We start from the raw sequence: 17,057 nt of genomic DNA on the forward strand, positions 1-17,057 counted from the left end.
TGCATCGGCAATACCCAGGTCATGCGCCAGGCGCTGGAGTGCTGCCACAAGGGCTGGGGCAAGTCGATCATCATCGGCGTGGCCGAGGCCGGCGCCGAGATCTCGACGCGTCCGTTCCAGCTGGTGACCGGGCGCGAATGGAAAGGCTCCGCCTTCGGCGGCGCGCGCGGCCGCACCGACGTGCCGAAGATTGTCGACTGGTACATGGAAGGCAAGCTCAATATCGACGACCTGATCACGCACACGCTGCCGCTGGAGCGCATCAACGAGGGCTTCGACCTGATGAAGCGCGGCGAGTCGATCCGCTCGGTGGTGTTGTACTGAGGACGGCCTGACGGCAACGCGGGGCTGCGACGCTGCGCCTCAGCCTGCGCCGGCGGCGTCATCGACGCCGGTGCTGGCAAAACGCTCGCGATAGGCGCCCGGCGTGACATGGAGCCGGCGCTGGAACGCCTGCCTGAGCTTGGCCTCCGAGCCGAAGCCGCTCTCGACGGCGATCCACTTCAGCGGCTGGCTGCTGTCTTCCAGCAGCCGCCGCGCCGCATCGAGCCTGGTCTGTTCCACATAGGCCGACGGCGTATGTCCGGTTTCCTTCAGGAACACCCGGGATAGATTGCGCTCGCTCATCGCAAAGCGCTGCGCCAGCCCCTGCACCGAGAGATCCGCCCTGGGCGTGCGGTGGATATAGTCCTGGATATCGCGCACGCGCGGATGCCCCGTCATCTGGCTGAGCAGGTGTTCACTGAACTGCGATTGGCCACCCGGCCGCTTCAGGTAGACCACCAGGTCCCGCGCCACCGACAGCGCGATGTCGCGCCCGAGGTCCTCCTCGACCATGGCCAGCACCAGGTCGAACACCGCGGTCACGCCCGCCGAGGTCCAGATATGCGCATCGCGCACGAAGATGGCATCGGCATCGACCCGGATCCCGGGATACCGCTGCCGCATCAGCTCCGCCACGCTCCAGTGCGTGGCCGCGCGCCGGCCGTCCAGCAGGCCGGCCTCGGCAAGGAAGAAGCTGCCCGAGCACAGGCCCACGATGGTCCGCAGCCGGCCGGTCTGGGTCCGGCACCAGCTGACGATGTCGCCGCACGCGCCCAGCACGTTGACGATGTCGCGTGCGCCCACGACCACCACCACATCGGCGGGCGCCAGGCCCGCGAGCGCGTGCGTGGCCTCGAGCGATACCAGCGTGTCTGAGCGGATTGCGCCAGCCCGCGGCCCGACCAGGCGGAGGTCATACTTAGGCTCGCAGCCCAGCTGCCGCAGCCGGGTGTTGGCGTAATCGAAGACATTGATGGCGCCGACCGCCTCGACGGCCTTGAATCCGGGATAGATGACGATGTCTACGGTAGTCTTGATCTTCATGGCGCGCGGCGTCGCGGCAAGGGGCGGCAGAAGCGCCTTGCGGCGTGGGTCGAACGCCGATTCTATCCAATCCGCGAACCTCGCCCGGCCTGGCGCGCAATGCCGCTAGCCGCGAGGCTGCGCAATCAGCTTGCGCCCCGCACGAACGGCGTCCGCACGACTTTGGCCGCGATCCGGTTCCGGTAGACCTCCACCTTCACGGGCGCGCCGATCCTGACCCCGGGCACCACGCGCGCCAGCGCGATGGCGAACCCGAGCGTCGGACTATAGGTGGCGCTGGTGACCGTGCCAATCACCGCGCCCTCCTCGCTGGTCACTGTGCTGTGCGCCGGCGGGACCGCGCCGCTGCCTTCCAGCGCGAGTCCGACGAACTGCTGCGTCTGCCCGCGCGCGCGCACGGCCGCCCTGCCGACGAAATCCCGGCCGGAATCGAGGTCCACGCTCCAGCCCAGGCCGGCATCGAGCGGCGAGGTGTGGACGTCCATGTCGTGCCCGTACCGATGCACGCCCGCCTCTAGCCGCAGAGTATCCCAGGCGTGCTGGCCCGCGGCAACGATGCCTGCCGCGTGCAGCCGGTCCCAGATCCGGCCGGCATGCGCTGCGGTCACCATCAGTTCGAATCCATCCTCGCCGGTCTTGCCGGTCCTCGCCACCATCAGCTCGCCGGCTTCGGGCTCGCGCACCAAGGTGGAATTGAACGGCTTCAGCGTTTCGGCGTGGCGGGCTGCCGGGATCGCCCGCAGGACCTTTTCGCAGGCCCTCGGGCCCTGCACGGAGATCACCGCCAGCGGCTCGACCCCTGGCGGGACGCAATCCGCTCGCCGCGGCACCACGGTCACTTCGGCCCTGGCCTCATGGACCCTTGCGCGGATCCACGCGATGTCGCCAATGGCCGTGCGCGCATTCAGCACGGCGCGGTAATGCTGCGGCCCAAGGTAGCAGACCACCAGGTCGTCGATCACTCCACCCGACGTGTCGAGCATGCAGCTGTACATGGCCTTGCCCGGCGTCTTCAGCTTGCCGACGTCATTGGACAGGAGACTGCCAAGCATCATGCGCGCATCCGGGCCGTGCAGGTCCGCCACGCACAGGTGCGACAGGTCGAACATGCCTGCGTCCCTGCGCACGGCATGGTGCTCTTCGATCTGGGATCCGTAGGCGACCGACAGCTTCCAGCCATCGACGTCGCCCATGCGGGCGCGCAGCAGCAGGTGCTGCGTAAACAGTGGCGTGGACTGCCACGGCGGGGGAGCTTTCGTCATCGCGTTGGGCTCGGTGGGCAAGTAGGCAATCGGGCAATCGGGAGCGCGGCCATCGGCCTGGTCCGTCGCACCACGCTGGCCGGTTGCGCGCATCGGCTTGCGCAGCGGCGACGTTGCGTGCCAGTACATCAGATCGCCTGGCCAGCGGATAGAACAAAGGCGGCATGCGCATGGGACGCCTGCGCCAGGCGTTCGGCAGCGCTCAGGCGGCGTCCGGCCGCAACGGCACGTCAGCCCGCCGCGGCGCTCCAGTCCCCGCCCAGCGCCAGCAACAGCGCAATCCGTTGCTGGAGATGCCGGCCGTGTGCGTCGATGCAGTCGATCTCGGCCGCCAGCAATGACTGGCGCTCCTTCAGCACGCCGCGCATGTCGGACGCGCCTATCCCGGCACGGGCTTCCTCGCGCCGGACCAGCTCCCGGCTTTCGGCAACCCGCTCCTGCAGTTGGCGGGTGCGCGCGGCATGGCTGGATTCGGCCAGCAGTCCCGCTTCGACCTCGCCCAGCGCGCCCAGCGCCTTGTTGCCATAAGCAATCAGGGCGGCCCTCTGTTCGGCGGTGTAGTAGTCGGCCCGGGCCTTGAGCTCGCCGCCGCTGAAGAGCGGCGCGAAGAAGGAGCCGTTCAGTCCCTTGATCGGGCTGCCGGCCTGGTTGAGCAGGAACACGTCGCTGCGGATATCGGTAATGGCCGCGCTGATGGCAATGCGCGGCAGGCGCGCCGCCTGCGCCGACTGCCGCATGTCGAAGGCCGCGGCAACCTGGTGTGCGGCCGCGCTCAGGTCCGGGCGGCGGTCGAGCAGGTCCGCCGGCAACCCGGCCTGCGGCGCGGGGGGCACGGGCGGCAGCTCGCGCCCGGACGCCATGCTGGAAATCTCGCCGGCCGGATAGCGTCCCAGCAGCAGTTCCAGCGCCTGCGCGGCTTGGCTTCTGCCCAGCCTTGCCGACTCCAGCGCATCGACCTGCAACCGGCGCGCATTGCGTGCTTGCACCAGCTCGGTGTCCGGTGCGGCGCCGATGGCAACCCGCTGGCCGGCGATGCGCAGCAGCTGGTCATGGATGGCGACGGCTTGCCGCAGCCGCGCTTCGCGTTGGGTGTGCTGGATCAGCGTGAACCATGCCTGGGCCGTGGCCGCGGCGACCACGCGCCGGGCCCACAGCTGGTCGATCCGGGCGGCGCCGTAGCGGGCTTGCCCGGCCCGCGCCTGCGCGCGGATGCGTCCCCACAGGTCGATCTCCCAGCTTGCGCCGATGGAAAGGAGCTGGGTCTCGGAATTACCCGCCCTGCCCTTGACGGCCGCATCCGGCAGCAGGCCGCTGCGCTCGATGGCGACCAGCGCCTGCGCCTGCCGGACCCGTACCTCGGCGAGCCGCAGGTCGCCGTTGTGCGCGACGGCCTCACGAACCAGCCGTTGCAGTTCGGCATCGTCGAAGCTGTCAAGCCAGCCGTCGGCGGGGGCGCCCGCCACGGCATGGTTGACCCAGCCGGGCTTGCCTTCGAGCACCGGCACGGCCTGGCGCATCAGGTCGGCGCCTTCGGGTGGCGCCTGCAGGGCGCAGCCACAGAGCATGGCGAGCGCCATCGACAGCGCCGCCGAAACCCTCTTCTTGGCGTATGACGACACGGGCATCCCCTAGTGAAGTTTGAGTACCAGGTAGTTGAGCTTGGAGCTGACGCGCAGGAACACCATCCGGACGATATGGAACATCGTCAGGTGTTCGGTATAGATCGCGCCCGCGCCGACGGCGCCCACGGGCAGCTGCTGCCTTGACTCTTCGAGCAGCGCGAGCTTGACCGCGAAGCGGTTGGGCACGGCGTCGGTGGTGCCCGTGCTCGGGATCATGCCGCCCTGCGCCACCTGCCCCTGCGCGTGCGCCCAGACGATGGAGTCGACCCGTGCCTTGATGATCTGGCCCGGATGCGTGGGCAGAAAGATTTCCGCGAGGTCGCCTTCCTTGACCCGGTAGAGCTCGTTCTGCCGGTAGAAGGCGAGCACCTCCTGCTGGTCCTCGACAAAGCTGAAGGCCGGCGAGAACGGGAACGGGACCAGCATGGTGCCCACGCGCACCTGCAGGTTCACGACCTTGCCATCGGCGGGGGCGCGGTACACCGTCTGCTCCAGCTCCCACCTGGCCTGCTCCAGCAGGACTTCGGTTTCCGCGCGCCGGGCGCGCGCCGTGGCGATGGCCGCGAACTCGCCCTGGCTCCTGGCAGACAGCTTCTGTTTGGCTTCGTCCTCGGCGGCCTGCGCGCTGGCCAGTTCGCCTGCCAGTTCGCGCTGGCGCGACAGCGCCTCATCCCGATCGAACTTCGCGCCCGCGCCGGCCGCGAGCAGCGCATCCTGGTCCTTGAGCCGCTGGCGCGCCAGTGTCAGCCTGGCCGTCACCGTGCTCACCCTGCCGGCCGCGCCACGCACGGATTCATTGAGCTGGCGCGCCGACGCCTGCGCCTCGGCCAGCGCCGCGTCGTCCGCCATCAAGCGGCGCTCGAGCTGCCGGACCGAAGCCTGATACGGAGTCGGATCGATGCGCAGCAGCACATCGCCCTTGCGGTAGCGCCGGTTCCCCTCGGCCGGGAGCTCGACGATGCGGCCGCGGACCTGCGGCACCACCTGCAGGACCTTGCCGACGACGCGCACGTCGTGGGAAGACGGCGCGACCACGTTGAGCGTCAGAACCATCAGCGTCAGCGCGACTACCGGGATCGTGAACACGATCACCATCGCGGTCGCATTCCACGGCAGCCATCTGAACTTGAAGAAGATCAGCCATACAACCAGCGCGTAGGCCGCAAGCAGCAGAGCGTCCATTCAGATCGGCTCCTTGCGCTGGCGCATGGTGCTGGCGACGGTCTGCGCCCCGGATGCCGGCGCGTTGGCGGCACGGCCCGGGCCGCGTGCGCGGTCCCGACTCTTGCAGGAGGCCGCTGCCGCGCTGCCCTGCGCGGCGGCTTCATTGTCTTCCGGTGCCTTGTCGGTGCCATAGGCGGCCCGGTAGAACACCGGCTTGGTATGCGCCCAGAGCCAGGCCAGCGGCCACAGCAGCCCGCCGAAGAACAGCGACAGCAGGCACAGCGCGTGGATCGCCTCCTGCTGCGGATGGCGCTTGCGCTGCGCGATCCGCTCCGGCCAGATATGGAGCATCCAGAACAGGTAGATCGCGCCTGCCGGCACGAATACCAGCACCACCCAGGAGATGGCATTGGCGGCGGTCTCGAGCGCCTTGCCGCTGAGCAGCGAGGCGAAGGCGGGTTCAGTCGACGCCAGCAGGGCGATGCCCGCCAGCAGGTGTGGTCGCAGTTTCATGGCGTAACGATGGGATGGAACACGGGGGCGCGGCGCTGCCGCGTGCATGGGCTCAGGAACCCGCTGCTGCGCCGCGCAACCCGGCGCGGGGCGCGTCCTGCGACGTACGTCGCGCCGGCTGGTCCGATTGAGCGAATTCTGCCGGCGGCACGGTGTCCACGGCTTCCGGCGCATCGTCGGCGTACAGCAGGTTGTACTTGCTGCGGCCGGGATGGTCCGCAGCGCGGCACGCCGCCGCCGTCGCGGCAAGCCCGGCGCCAGTGCACGCGGGGGTGTCCAGAGCCGCTGGCCGCGCGGGCGTGGGCGGGTGCTGGGCGTGCGCCGGCACGGCGGCCATCACCAGCAGTGCAATGGCTGTCGCCGTGGCGGCCGATCGGCAGTTCTCGATCATGTTTGCAGTTTCCTCCGAAGTCCTTGCGCGGCCGTCGATGCGCACCGGCGCGCCGGCCGCATCCCGGCAGAGCGCACACCTTATGGCAGCGCCTCGTCTGCGGCTATCAAAGGAATTAGAAAGTCGGCACGGGCACGCTCGACAGGTTCGCCCCAGCCCGGCCCTGGCGCGCGGATTCGAAGTTCTGTGATTGCCCGCGCGCCCGTGCCGCGCATACGCTGGCGGCCTTTGCACACACCCGGGTGTCGTCCGGGTCCGCGTGAACCCGTTGCCACCATGAATGCTGTTTCCCTGATGTGCGCCGGCGTCATTGCCGCCGCAAGCGCCCTGAGCGGATGCGCGATCCCCACTGCCGAGACCCTGAACCCGTTCCAGGAACCTTGGCCATGGACGCGGATCGTCGCTGTCAACCGTACCGGCAATGACGTGATCGGCGTGCGCGCCGGCCGTTGCGAAACCGGGCCGGTGTCGCGCCACTCGCAGTCGTCGCCGTCGTTCTGCTTCCCTGGCGGGCGGCCCGACAAGGCGATCGAGATCAGCTGGACCGATGCCGCCGCCGGCGCGCCCGGCGCCGCGTCCGCCGAGGGCAAGCGACACGCCGCCACGGTGCCGCCGCCACCGCTGTGGCAGGAAGGCCCGCGCCCGGACCTCACCGGCGCCTACCTGTGCGTGCTGTTGCGCAGCGACGCGCCGGTCAGCCTGACGCTGGCCGGCAGCGCCGAAGCGTGCGCCGTCCTCTAGCAGCTTCTACGCGGCCGCCTGGACGGTCACCAGCGCCTCGCACATCTGCCGCAGGCGCTGCGCGATGTAGCCGGACTGGCATTCGATCTCGTCGTCCCAGTCCGCCTTGTCCACTGCATAGTCGCGCAGGTCCGCGCACAGCTCGGCCAGCTGCGAGCCGCCGAGCACGGCCAGGGTGCCCGAAATGCGATGCAGCAGCCGTTCCAGCCGATGCACGTCGCGCGCGGCCCGGACGGCATCGTAGTGCGCCAGGTCCGCGCCGGTCTGCGCAAGGAAGGCTTCGGCGTATTCGCCGGGCACCGCCGGCAGTTCGGGCAACGCCTCATCCGCCAGCGTGTCGGACTGGGCGGCTTCCCGCTGCATCGCCCCGGCCGTATCGCCGATGCGGGCGAGGACCGAGGCGAGCGCGGCCAGAGACACCGGCTTGGTCAGGTAGCCGCTGAACCCGCCCGCCATCCCGCGCGCGACGTCGCCGGGCTGCGCGCTGGCGCTCACGGCGTACACCGGGATTGGCATGCGGGCACGTCTGATTTCGTCGAGCAGGCCGAACCCATTCATCACCGGCATGTCGATGTCGGTCAGCACCGCGTCCACGCCATCGCCATGTTGTCGCAGCATGGCCATGGCCTCGTTGCCGTTGCCCGCCTCGATCACGCTGGCCCCCAGGGCGAGAAGCTGGTCCCGCAGCAGCTGGCGGTTGAGCAGGTTGTCTTCGGCGACCAGGACCCCGCGTCCGGGCAGCGGCGCCGGCACGCGCGCCGGTCCATCGAGGCCGGACTGGCTGGCGGCCGGTTGCGGCAACGCCTCCACCCTGGTCACCACCGCCACGACGGCGGCATGGATGCCGGTCAGGCTATAGGCGGACACCTCGCTGCCGCCGTCCGGCCGCGTGGTGGCGACGGGCGGCCCCGACTGCTTCAGCCAGACGATCGCGGCCGGCCTGCGCCACCAGGCGATGACTTCGACGGGATCGAAGCCATCGGCCACCAGCAGGCAGTCATGGCTGTCGGCATCCACCGGCGCATCGGTGTCCGTGCGCGCCGATGGCTGGCATGCGCCCCAGTCGAAATGGTTCAGCATGCCTTCGAGGCATTCGGCCTCGCGCGCCAGCACCAGCGTCCGGTTGCGCGGCAGCCGCAGCCGCGGCGACGGCGCCGCATCGGCCACCCGCAGCGGCAGACGCACCGTCACCCGCGTGCCGACGCCCACGATGCTGTCCAGGGCGATATGGCCCTGCATCCGCTCCACCAGTCGCAGGCAGACCGACAGTCCAAGTCCGGTTCCGCGCGCCTGGCCGAGGCGGTTGTCGCCGACCTGGGAGAACGGCTGGAACAGCCGCCCCTGGCACGCCTCGGGTATGCCGATACCGGTGTCGGAGACGACGATCTCCAGGTGCCCGTCGACCCACCGCGCGCGCAATACGACCTTGCCCGCTGGCGTGAACTTGAACGCATTGCCGAGCAGGTTGCCGACGATCTGGGTCACGCGCACCGGGTCGAGTTCGACGCTTGCGGGCAGCTCGCTGCCGTACACCGCCAGGAAGTCGAGCTTTTGCTGGCCCGCCAGCGGCGCGTGCGCGAGCGCGATCCGGCTGAAAAACGCCGTGACGGATACCGGTTCCTCGGCAAGGCTGAAGGCGCCGACATCGATGCGGGAAAAGTCGAGCACGTCGTTGACGATCTGCAGCAGGCCCTCGGCCGATATCTGCATGGCACTGACGCGTGCCCGCTGTGCCGGTTCCAGCGCGCCCATCGCGACCAGCTCCATATTGCCCAGCAGCGACGCAAGCGGCGTGCGTATCTCATGGCTCATCGACGCAAAGAACGCCACCCTGGCCCGGGCGGCCGCATCGCTGGCGAGTTTCGCCTCGTGCAGCAGCCGCTGCGCGCGCGCCGATTCGGCATAGGTGCCGGTGAGGAAGCGATAATTCCAGTAGCGGTACATCGCAAGCAGCAAGCCGATAAGCACGGCGGCGATCAGGACGACCACGCTCAGTTCGCCCGCCATTTCCCCAAGCTGGTGGCCGATCGGCAGCGCAAAGATCAGGTGCCCGAAGTCGGCCACCAGCGGCGGGCGGCGCAAGGCCCAGCCATAGTCCGCGACCCAGTGGAACAGTCCGTCCGGCTGCTGCGTCAGCCGCTGGTCCAGGCGCTGCATGCCGGCGCGGGCAGCCGCTGCCACCAACGGCGTGCCGCCACTGTCGAACACGACCGGTTCGGGAATCGGCAGGTTGGGCCCGGCCGGCCGCAGCAGCTCGCGCAGCGGCATGCGCGTCAGTACGATGGCGTAGAGCGCGTCGTCCTTTGCGACCAGCGATGCGCCAAGGATCTCCGGCCCATGCCCGTCCGCGCCGGCCGGGATGCCCTTCCAGATCACGCGCTTTTCCCTGGCCGCCTGCAGCAGGTCGAGGTCGCGGCCGCGGAAGCTCTCCAGTACCGCGGCGATGATCGCCGCGGGCGGCATTCGCGGCGGCATCGCGCGCGTGACCGCTGGTGCCGGGTCCGCGGCCTCGTAGCGATACATGGCGCCGGTGGCCAGCGAGATCATCTCGATCGACGGCTTCTGGCTGGCGGCCGTCAGCGTGCGGACCGCCTGGTTGCAACCGCGCTGCAGCACCTCGTCCGCGGGCAAGGACGGCGCGACCCGCCTGCACAGATGGGCGGCCGGCCGCCCCGGCGCGGCGGGAAAGGTGCCGCTGGCGTGCAGTTCCAGGATCAGGTTGGTCGCGGCCAGCGTGCTGCGGCGTGCCAGCAGTGCATCGACCACGCCTTGCTCATACAGGCTGGCCACCTGCTCCTGCGCGCGCAACGAGCCGTTCAGCCGGACCAGCACGGTTGCCGCGGCGCTGGCCACCACGACCAGCGCCAGCAGCAGCACCACCATCGTAAAGACCCGACGTTCGCGCTGCAGGTTGCGTTCGACGGCGTGCAGGTCAGCAGGCGGTGGCGCCGGCGCGGGCGGCTCGAACGGGCCGGGCGTCATGCCAGGCCGTGGTCGCGCGCGTAGGCAACCAGGTCGGCATTGCTGGTGATGTTCAGCTTGCGCATGGCCGAGCGCTTCTGGGTCGCGACGGTTGCCAGCGACCGATGCAGGTAGGCGGCGATGGTCGTGACGGTGCTGCCCGCCGCGAACATGCGCACCACCTCGATCTCCCTGGGCGACAGCGGGCTCGCAGCGCCATCTGCGCGCGCGCCGGCGCTCGCCATCAGGCCGGCGATCGCCGGCGACAGGCGCTGGCGGTGGCCGGCCAGCGCGCCGAGGCAGATCTGCCGCAACACGGCCGGATCCTCGTTCTTGCCGACGATCGCGGCGACGCCCGCCTCCCTGATGCGCGTGAGCAGGCCGCCATTGGTCAGCATCGTAAACACAACGACCGGCGTGGCGGGGCTGGCCTGCCTGAGCCGCTGCATCAGGCGCAGCCCGTCGTCATTGCCCTCGGAACGGCCCATGGTGAAGTCGGTGACGATCAGGTCGGGGCGATGCTCGGCCAGCGCGACGAACAGTTCCTTGCCCGACGAGCACGTCGCGCAGACGTGCAGGTCCGGGACCGCGCTCAGGGTGCTCTTGACGGCGAGCTGGATGACCGGGTGATCGTCGGCGATCACGACAGAAAAGGTACGTGGGGGCATGCGTTATGTCTCGATACGGCCGGGGCAGGTGCGCAGACGACACTTCCGTGCGAATCACGGGGCCGTCCCAGGGGCACAGCGTCGCGATGGGGCGCTGTCCGGCCGCATGGGGTCAGGGATTCTACCAACTTGCCAGTCAGCCCATTTAGCAATAAGGGACGGGCAGTTGACGGTTCGTCCCACCGCCCGCGGTGGCGCCCGGCATGGCAGATGTCTCGCGCTGCGCCTCTCGTCTGCCGGCCACAAGCCACCGTCGTTGCCGATACCGATCCCGTCCCGCGCCTGACCGCCCTCCGTGCGCCAGCGCACCGAACGCCGCATCGCCTGACGGCATGCTTGAGCGTCGCCGTCCCCTCTGCGGGGGCCTGTGCTGTGCAAGCCATGGAGCGCAACGAGGATGAGCCAGCCCGAGCCCCCGGACATCGCGCCGCCGCTGCCCGATCTGCTGATATTCAGCGCGCCGTTCCATCCTTCGGTGGGCGGCATGGAGCGCTTTGCCGAAGACCTGGCGCTGGGGCTGACCGAGCTGGGCTATCGCATCGAACTGGCGACGCGCACGCCGGCGGCCGCGGGCGATGCGCTGGCGTTCCCTTATCCGGTCACGCGCGTGGCGGGCATGGCCGAGCTGGCGCGCGCCATGCTGCGGCACCCGTTGGTGGTGTTCGTCGGCCTGACTTTCTACGACGTGTTGCTGGCCACCGTGCTACGGCGCCGCATCGTGCTGACGCATCATGGCCCGTACAGCCACTATGGCGAGACGCGGCGTTTCACGGCGGGCAACGTCAAGCGCTGGATGTCGCGCTTCTACCACAACATCTGCGTCAGCCGGTACCTGGCCGGATGGCTGCCAGGCCAGCCGCTGGTGATTCACAACGGCTATCGCGACGACCTGTTCAAGTCCGCTGCCGCGCCGCGCCCGGCGGGCAGCTTCGCCTTTGTCGGGCGGCTGGTGACGGAGAAAGGGGTCAACCTGCTGCTGCGCAGTTTCGCCAGGTTGCGCGCGATGCGGCCCGAGGTCCGCCTGACGGTGATCGGCGACGGGCCGCAGTACGCGGTGCTGGTGGCCCTGGCGGCCACCCTGGAGTGCGCCGAGGCCGTGACCTTTGCCGGTTCGCAGCGGCCCGCGGTGGTGGCGGCGATGCTGGCGCAGCATGCCTGCCTGGTGGTGCCGTCGACCGGCTACGAGCCCTTCGGCATCGTCGCCCTCGAAGGCCTGGCAGCCGGCTGCGAGGTCATCGTCACGCGCCGCGGCGGGCTGCCCGAGGCGGTCGACGGCTTCGGCTGGGTGGTGGATCCCGCCGTGGACCCGTTGTGCGAAACCATGCTGGCCGTTTGCAGCGGCGAGTCGCGCCGCAGCGAGCCAGGCCTGCGCCTGTTCCTGGCGGACCACCAGCGCAAGACGGTCGTGCGCCGCTATGCCGAAGCCATCTCCGGCTTCACGCGGCACTAGCGCGCGGGCTTCTTCGGCTTGCCGGTTTCGGCCTGGTGCTGGCGGCGCGGATCCTCGTTGCGGAAGCCGCCATAGCTGCTTTGCCCCGGATCGGCGCTGCGGCTCTTGATCTCGCTGGCCTCGCGATCCATGCGCGCGCCCGGGTTCTTCCGGTCGGCGCCGGCCTTGCCAGCGGTCTTGCCTGAGGTCTTGCCTGAAGTCTTGCCTGCGGTCTTGCCTGCGGTCTTCCCGCTCGAACCTGGTTTCATTGCCAACTCCTTGTCGTGACACGTCGGTCGGTCTGAGGACTTGCTCCCCCTTACAGGCCGGCCCGGATTTCCGCAGCGGGCCGCCGGCAGCGGGCAGCCAGAACCACGCAACTTTCGTTCCACGATGCAAGGCCGCGCGCTGGCGCCGATGAGGGCCTGCACGGCAGTCGTATCAGGCAAGCCGCGGCACAGCGTTGCAGAATTTGCAGGCCGGCGCCGCCCGTCTTGCGCGGGCAGATTTATGAGCCCAGCCGCAGCAGCCACGCCGCCGCCCAGGTCGCGCCGGTCGACAGCACCAGTCCAAGTGCCACCGGCACGGCGAAGCGCGCGCCGCCCGCCGTCGACGCGACGATCTTGCTGACGGTATTGGCCGTCAACGCGCCCAGCACCGGCCATACGGCGTCCGGCGGCTCAAGCTTGCCGGCGCCGACCATGGCGCCGATCGAGGTGGCCGCGGCATGCGCGTCGGCAAAGCCGGCGCCCACGGAAAGCGCCAGCAGCCCTTCGTTGCCGGCCCATGCCTGCGTGGCGGCGCCCACCAGTTGCAGCACCGCAAACAGCAGCGCGAACACCGCCGCGCCGCGCCAGTCGAAGATGCCGCCGCCAGGCACGCCCGCGGTGCCGCCGCGGGCCTCGTGCCACGAGCGGCACAGCCAGATGCCGCCAAACGCCGCGATCACCGCCAGCCCCGCGGCCAGCGGCAGCGCCAGCGCCGCCAGCGCGGACAGGCTGGTGGCGCCCAGCAGCACCAGCATCTGCACGTAGGTGGCGACACTCGACAGCAAGGCCGCTGCCACCGGACCGTGGACGCGCGCCTCGCTCTGGCGCGACAGCACCGCCATCGCGGCAATGGTGGCGGTGCTGGAAACGAAGCCGCCGAACAGGCCCGAGATCGGCAGGCCCAGGCGGTCGCCGAACACGCGCGCGCAGATGTGCCCGACCGCGCCGGCCAGCAGCACCAGCAGCACCACCAGCCAGATCGCGTGCGGGTTCCAGGCGTCGAGCGGGCCCAGGTAGCGGTCCGGCAGCAGCGGCCAGACGATCAGCGCGGCGGTGGCCAGGATCAGCGCCTGGCTCATTTCCTCGCGCGTGACCTCGCGCCGCGCAAGGTGGTGCAGGAAGGACTTGCCGTGCAGCAACAGCACCACCACCGTGGCCAGCGCCGCCGCCAGCGCCGGATGGCTCGCCGCCAGCGCGCCCAGCAGCAAGGTCAGCAGCAGCGCGAACTCCGTGGTCAGGCCGCTGTCGTGGCCGGCCGAGCGGTGGTAGCTCACCGCCGTCAGCAGCGCCGCGCCCAGCAGCATCACCGGCAGCACCAGCGCCGCCGACAGCACCGCGCTCGCCATGCCCGCCAGGCTGGCGAGCGCAAACGTGCGCAGCCCGGCCGGCGCTTCGCTGCCGCCGTCGGCCGCCTGGCTGCGCTCGCGCTCCAGCCCGATCGCCAGTCCGATGCCCAATGCCACCGATGCGGAAATGATCAAGGGGTCCATGCCATGTGCCCGAGGTTGCGGTCGCCGTGAAGCCTGGCGGATGCTGTGACCACAGTATCGGTGCAGGCGGCGATTTGCGCACCCCCCGGTCGGGCCGTAAGGGCCCGGACGTGGCTTCAGGGCGCGGCGACCATGACCACGTGCGCCTGCATCGGGCCGGCCAGCGGCCCGTTGCCGTAGGCCTGGATCAGCGCCTGCTCGCAGTGACCGGTCGCGCGCGCGAGGGCGTCCGGCCCGCGCGCTTCCAGCTCGGTGCGCAGCGGCGTGCCCTGGCAGAACGCCGTGGCGGCGATGCGCGCGGCGGCGGCGTGGCTGGTTTCGGTGACGGTTTCGAATACCGCGCCGGCCGTGAACCCGCCGCTGCGCAGGTCCTGCTCGATCGCGGCCTGGCTGTGGTAACCGTGCGGGACGCGGACCATGAAATCGGGCGGCGCTTCGGGGAACAGCGTGGCGAGCGCCGCGGTGATATCGCGGGCAAAGGCGTTGAACGCGATCCGGTCCCACACGTTGAACACCAGCGTGCCGCCGGGCACCAGCACGCGGCGGGCCTCGGCAAAGGCCCTGCCTTTGTCGGGGAAGAACATCGCGCCGAACTGGCATGCGACCAGGTCGAAGCTGGCGTCTTCGAACGGCAGCCGCATCGCGTCGGCCTCGCGCCATTGCACCGGACGCGCGGTGCCCGCGGCTTGCGCGCGCGCCAGCATCGGTGCATTGAGGTCGGTGGCGACCACCAGGGTGTCCGCCGGCAGGCGCCCGGCCAGCTCCCGCGTCAGCGCCCCGGTGCCGGCGGCCAGCTCCAGCACCCGGCGCGGCCGCAGCGCAGCGATGCGCCGCCCCAGGTCGGCGGCATAGGGCGCAAAGATCATCGGCACCATCAGGGCCTCGTAGACCTCGGCAATCGCCCCGGCAAAGACCTTGTCCTGCTGCTGCATGCCCATGGCGCCGTCCTCCCCTTGCCTGCCCGGCCGCAAAATCGCCGGGGTTGCCTGAGTGGGTGTAGGACACATCGCGGGCAATGTAAACCGCGCCCGCTAGAAGGTCTTGCTCAGCGCGCCCCACACGGTGGCGCGGCCAAGGTAGCGCCCCCTGGCGCTGGTGTACACGGCGCGGTCGGCGTTGGTATCGAGATACGCCAGCGCCAGCGCGAAGCCATGGCCGAGGTCCTTAGTCAGGCCGAGCTTCCAGTCGGCGTAGGAGGCATCGGCCACCTGCACTTTCTGGTAGCCCACATGCGCGTTGAGCGTCAGCCCCCAGAACCCGAGCGGAACGTTGGCCGACAGGTCGGCATACCAGCTGTGACGGCTGTCGGCCAGCCCGAACAGGTTGGTCGGCGCGTAGGAGTATTTCAGCGTCACCGGGCCGTAGCCGATGCCGGCGTACAGTTCGGTGGTGTCGGGGCTGGTGTAGCGGTCGGGATAGCTGCCCGGATAGTAGTACTGCAGCACGCCGACGTCGGTGCTCCAGCCACTGTCGCCAAAGGCATGGCGGTAGCCGCCGTAGAAATCCATCTCGATCGGCGCGGACACGTCCGGGTGGCTGTCGCCCAGCCAGCTGATGCTGGAGTTCCAGTTGCCCAGGTAGAAGCCGCTGGCATGGCTGTAGTCGAAGCCGCCCTGGATGGCCGGGCGGCCGTTGCCTTGGCTCAGACCGCGGTAGCGGTAGTCGCTGGCGAGCGCGAGGTTGGCGCTGAAACTGTGGACCGCGGCGTCAGCCGCGTCGGCGGTGGCTTGCGCCAGTACAGGCTTGGCGCTGGCCAGCCACACGGCGGCGGCCAGTGCGGCAGCTGCGGTTTGTCGGCCGGCGGAGAGGCAAGGCAAGGTCATGGTCGAAGGTGGCGGATTGAGGAGCGCGTCCGCATCGGAACGCCCCGCCACGATAGGGATCTCGACATAAAAACGGCGTCAAGAGACACCGTGACCGTATTGAAATGCGGTAAATGCGTATGTCTGCGCAAGGCGCGAATCTTGCGAGAATCCCCTCGACAGGCTCCCGCGACGGAACTTCGGGGTCAAACGCATGAACCGTGGCGCCGTCGATTGCAAAAAGTACAGACCAGGGCATCGCGATGATCCGGATCGGCATTTCAGGCTGGCGCTATGCCGGCTGGCGCGGCGTGTTCTATCCCGAGGGGCTGGCGCAGCGGCGCGAGCTCGAATACGCGTCGCGCGCGGTCGAGACCATCGAGATCAACGGCTCGCACTATGCGCTGCAGACGCCAAAAAGCTATCGCGCCTGGCATGAGGCCACGCCGCCAGGGTTTGTGTTCAGCGTCAAGGGCCCGCGCTACCTGACCCACATGCTGCGCTTTCGCGACGACTCGGCGCGGCCGGCGATGGCCAATTTCTTTGCCTCCGGCGTGCTGGCGCTGGAGGAAAAGCTGGGGCCGGTGCTGTGGCAGTTTCCGCCCAACTTCGGCTTCGATCCCGAGCGCTTGGAACGCTTCCTGTCGCTGATTCCGCACGACACGCACAGCGCGCGCGAACTGGCGCGCCAGCATAACCGCAACGTCAAAGAGCCGTGGTGCGAGACCCGGCGCCGGCGCCCGATCCGGCATGCGGTGGAAATCCGCCACGACAGCTTCTGCACGCCGGAGTTTCCGGCCCTGCTGCGCCGGCACCGGGTTGCGCTGGTCATCTCGGATGCCGTCGCCGACTGGCCCTATGCCGAGGACGTCACCAGCAATTTCCTGTACCTGCGCCTGCATGGCACCGAGACACTGTATGGCGGCGCCTATTCCGACGCGGCGCTGGACCGCTGGGCCGCGCGGCTGGTCAAGTGGGCCAATGGCGGCGAGCCCGCCGACGCGCAGCGGATCTCGCCGAAACGCCCCCGCGCCGCTGCGCATCGGGACATCTACTGCTATTTCGATAACGACAAGAAGGTGAAGGCGCCCTTCGATGCGCAACGGCTGCGCGCGCGCATCGAGGAGGGATAAGGTGCGTCGACCGGCGTGCGTGGATTGAGGGAACTGACTTCGTGGCTGCGCCGGCCCTCACCCCCGCCCCTCTCCCGCTGTATAGACCGAGGACATGGTGGACACATGTGCGAGGACATGGTGGACACATTGTAGAGGTCAGGAAGTTACGTCCCTGGGTGATGTTTGTGGCCTGCACGCCGCAGCGGCGTGCAGGTTAATTTCGCCGATCTCGAAGCGGCTGAACCATATGGTCAGCACGCCG

At 69.6% G+C, this 17,057-nt stretch carries 15 protein-coding genes and 1 pseudogene; 4 read left to right on the plus strand and 12 right to left on the minus strand.

The genetic code is table 11. From position 1 onward, the window contains the following. Window positions 1-324: pseudogene (locus tag C7416_RS28470) on the plus strand (S-(hydroxymethyl)glutathione dehydrogenase); the annotation flags it as partial. Window positions 325-363: 39 nt separating this feature from the next. Here C7416_RS28470 and C7416_RS28475 read toward each other — a convergent pair. The 6 genes from C7416_RS28475 to C7416_RS28500 all read right to left on the minus strand — a co-directional run bounded on the left by C7416_RS28475 (window position 364) and on the right by C7416_RS28500 (window position 6,320). Then, window positions 364-1,368: a GlxA family transcriptional regulator gene (locus tag C7416_RS28475; RefSeq protein WP_111521965.1), complete on the minus strand. Its 1,005-nt coding sequence runs from the start codon at window positions 1,366-1,368 to the stop codon at window positions 364-366. Between the two features lie 125 nt (window positions 1,369-1,493). Continuing rightward, window positions 1,494-2,630 carry a glycine cleavage system aminomethyltransferase GcvT gene (gcvT, locus tag C7416_RS28480; RefSeq protein ID WP_111521978.1) on the minus strand — a complete coding sequence of 379 codons (1,137 nt, stop codon included), beginning with the start codon at window positions 2,628-2,630 and terminating at the stop codon, window positions 1,494-1,496. Window positions 2,631-2,860: 230 nt separating this feature from the next. Further along, window positions 2,861-4,249 (minus strand): efflux transporter outer membrane subunit, encoded by a 1,389-nt coding sequence (locus C7416_RS28485; protein WP_111521979.1) that lies wholly within the window; start codon window positions 4,247-4,249, stop codon window positions 2,861-2,863. Between the two features lie 9 nt (window positions 4,250-4,258). Next, complete coding sequence (locus tag C7416_RS28490) at window positions 4,259-5,434, minus strand: HlyD family secretion protein (RefSeq protein WP_111521966.1); 1,176 nt, start codon at window positions 5,432-5,434, stop codon at window positions 4,259-4,261. Beyond that, on the minus strand, window positions 5,435-5,929 hold the full coding sequence (locus C7416_RS28495; protein WP_111521967.1) for a DUF3302 domain-containing protein: 495 nt from the start codon (window positions 5,927-5,929) through the stop codon (window positions 5,435-5,437). A 52-nt stretch (window positions 5,930-5,981) separates the two neighbouring features. After that, window positions 5,982-6,320, minus strand: a complete 339-nt coding sequence (locus C7416_RS28500) for a hypothetical protein (RefSeq protein ID WP_111521968.1) — start codon at window positions 6,318-6,320, stop codon at window positions 5,982-5,984. Window positions 6,321-6,596: 276 nt separating this feature from the next. Between C7416_RS28500 and C7416_RS28505 the strand changes: the two genes are divergently transcribed. Next, a complete protein-coding gene (locus C7416_RS28505; protein WP_111521969.1) occupies window positions 6,597-7,061 on the plus strand; it encodes a hypothetical protein in 465 nt (154 codons plus the stop codon). Between the two features lie 6 nt (window positions 7,062-7,067). Here the strand turns inward: C7416_RS28505 and C7416_RS28510 are convergent, their stop codons facing one another. Both C7416_RS28510 and C7416_RS28515 read right to left on the minus strand, forming a co-directional pair. Then, entirely contained in the window at window positions 7,068-10,043 is a 2,976-nt protein-coding gene (locus C7416_RS28510; RefSeq protein WP_111521970.1) for a hybrid sensor histidine kinase/response regulator, read from the minus strand. Beyond that, a complete protein-coding gene (locus C7416_RS28515) occupies window positions 10,040-10,690 on the minus strand; it encodes a response regulator (protein ID WP_111521971.1) in 651 nt (216 codons plus the stop codon). The genes C7416_RS28510 and C7416_RS28515 overlap by 4 nt, the downstream gene beginning before the upstream one ends. A 397-nt stretch (window positions 10,691-11,087) precedes the next feature. Here C7416_RS28515 and C7416_RS28520 point away from each other — a divergent pair, with 397 nt between their 5' ends. Then, window positions 11,088-12,140 carry a glycosyltransferase family 4 protein gene (locus C7416_RS28520; protein WP_111521972.1) on the plus strand — a complete coding sequence of 351 codons (1,053 nt, stop codon included), beginning with the start codon at window positions 11,088-11,090 and terminating at the stop codon, window positions 12,138-12,140. Here C7416_RS28520 and C7416_RS28525 read toward each other — a convergent pair. The 4 genes from C7416_RS28525 to C7416_RS28540 all read right to left on the minus strand — a co-directional run bounded on the left by C7416_RS28525 (window position 12,137) and on the right by C7416_RS28540 (window position 15,701). After that, window positions 12,137-12,388, minus strand: a complete 252-nt coding sequence (locus tag C7416_RS28525) for a hypothetical protein (protein WP_111521973.1) — start codon at window positions 12,386-12,388, stop codon at window positions 12,137-12,139. The two genes, C7416_RS28520 and C7416_RS28525, sit on opposite strands and share 4 nt — an antisense overlap. A gap of 239 nt (window positions 12,389-12,627) precedes the next feature. Beyond that, window positions 12,628-13,878, minus strand: a complete 1,251-nt coding sequence (locus C7416_RS28530; RefSeq protein WP_111521974.1) for an MgtC/SapB family protein — start codon at window positions 13,876-13,878, stop codon at window positions 12,628-12,630. Window positions 13,879-13,994: 116 nt separating this feature from the next. Next, the gene (locus C7416_RS28535; protein WP_111521975.1) at window positions 13,995-14,816 is read right to left on the minus strand and encodes a class I SAM-dependent methyltransferase; all 822 of its coding nucleotides are present in this window, start codon (window positions 14,814-14,816) and stop codon (window positions 13,995-13,997) included. 93 nt (window positions 14,817-14,909) lie between these two features. Next, complete coding sequence (locus tag C7416_RS28540; protein WP_111521976.1) at window positions 14,910-15,701, minus strand: TorF family putative porin; 792 nt, start codon at window positions 15,699-15,701, stop codon at window positions 14,910-14,912. A gap of 242 nt (window positions 15,702-15,943) precedes the next feature. On the opposite strand from C7416_RS28540, the gene C7416_RS28545 reads away from it, so the two are divergent. After that, window positions 15,944-16,813, plus strand: coding sequence for a DUF72 domain-containing protein (locus tag C7416_RS28545; RefSeq protein ID WP_111521977.1), 870 nt, complete (start codon window positions 15,944-15,946; stop codon window positions 16,811-16,813). Window positions 16,814-17,057 lie beyond the last annotated feature (244 nt).

Source organism: Cupriavidus phytorum, assembly GCF_003254285.1.
Lineage (GTDB): Bacteria > Pseudomonadota > Gammaproteobacteria > Burkholderiales > Burkholderiaceae > Cupriavidus > Cupriavidus phytorum.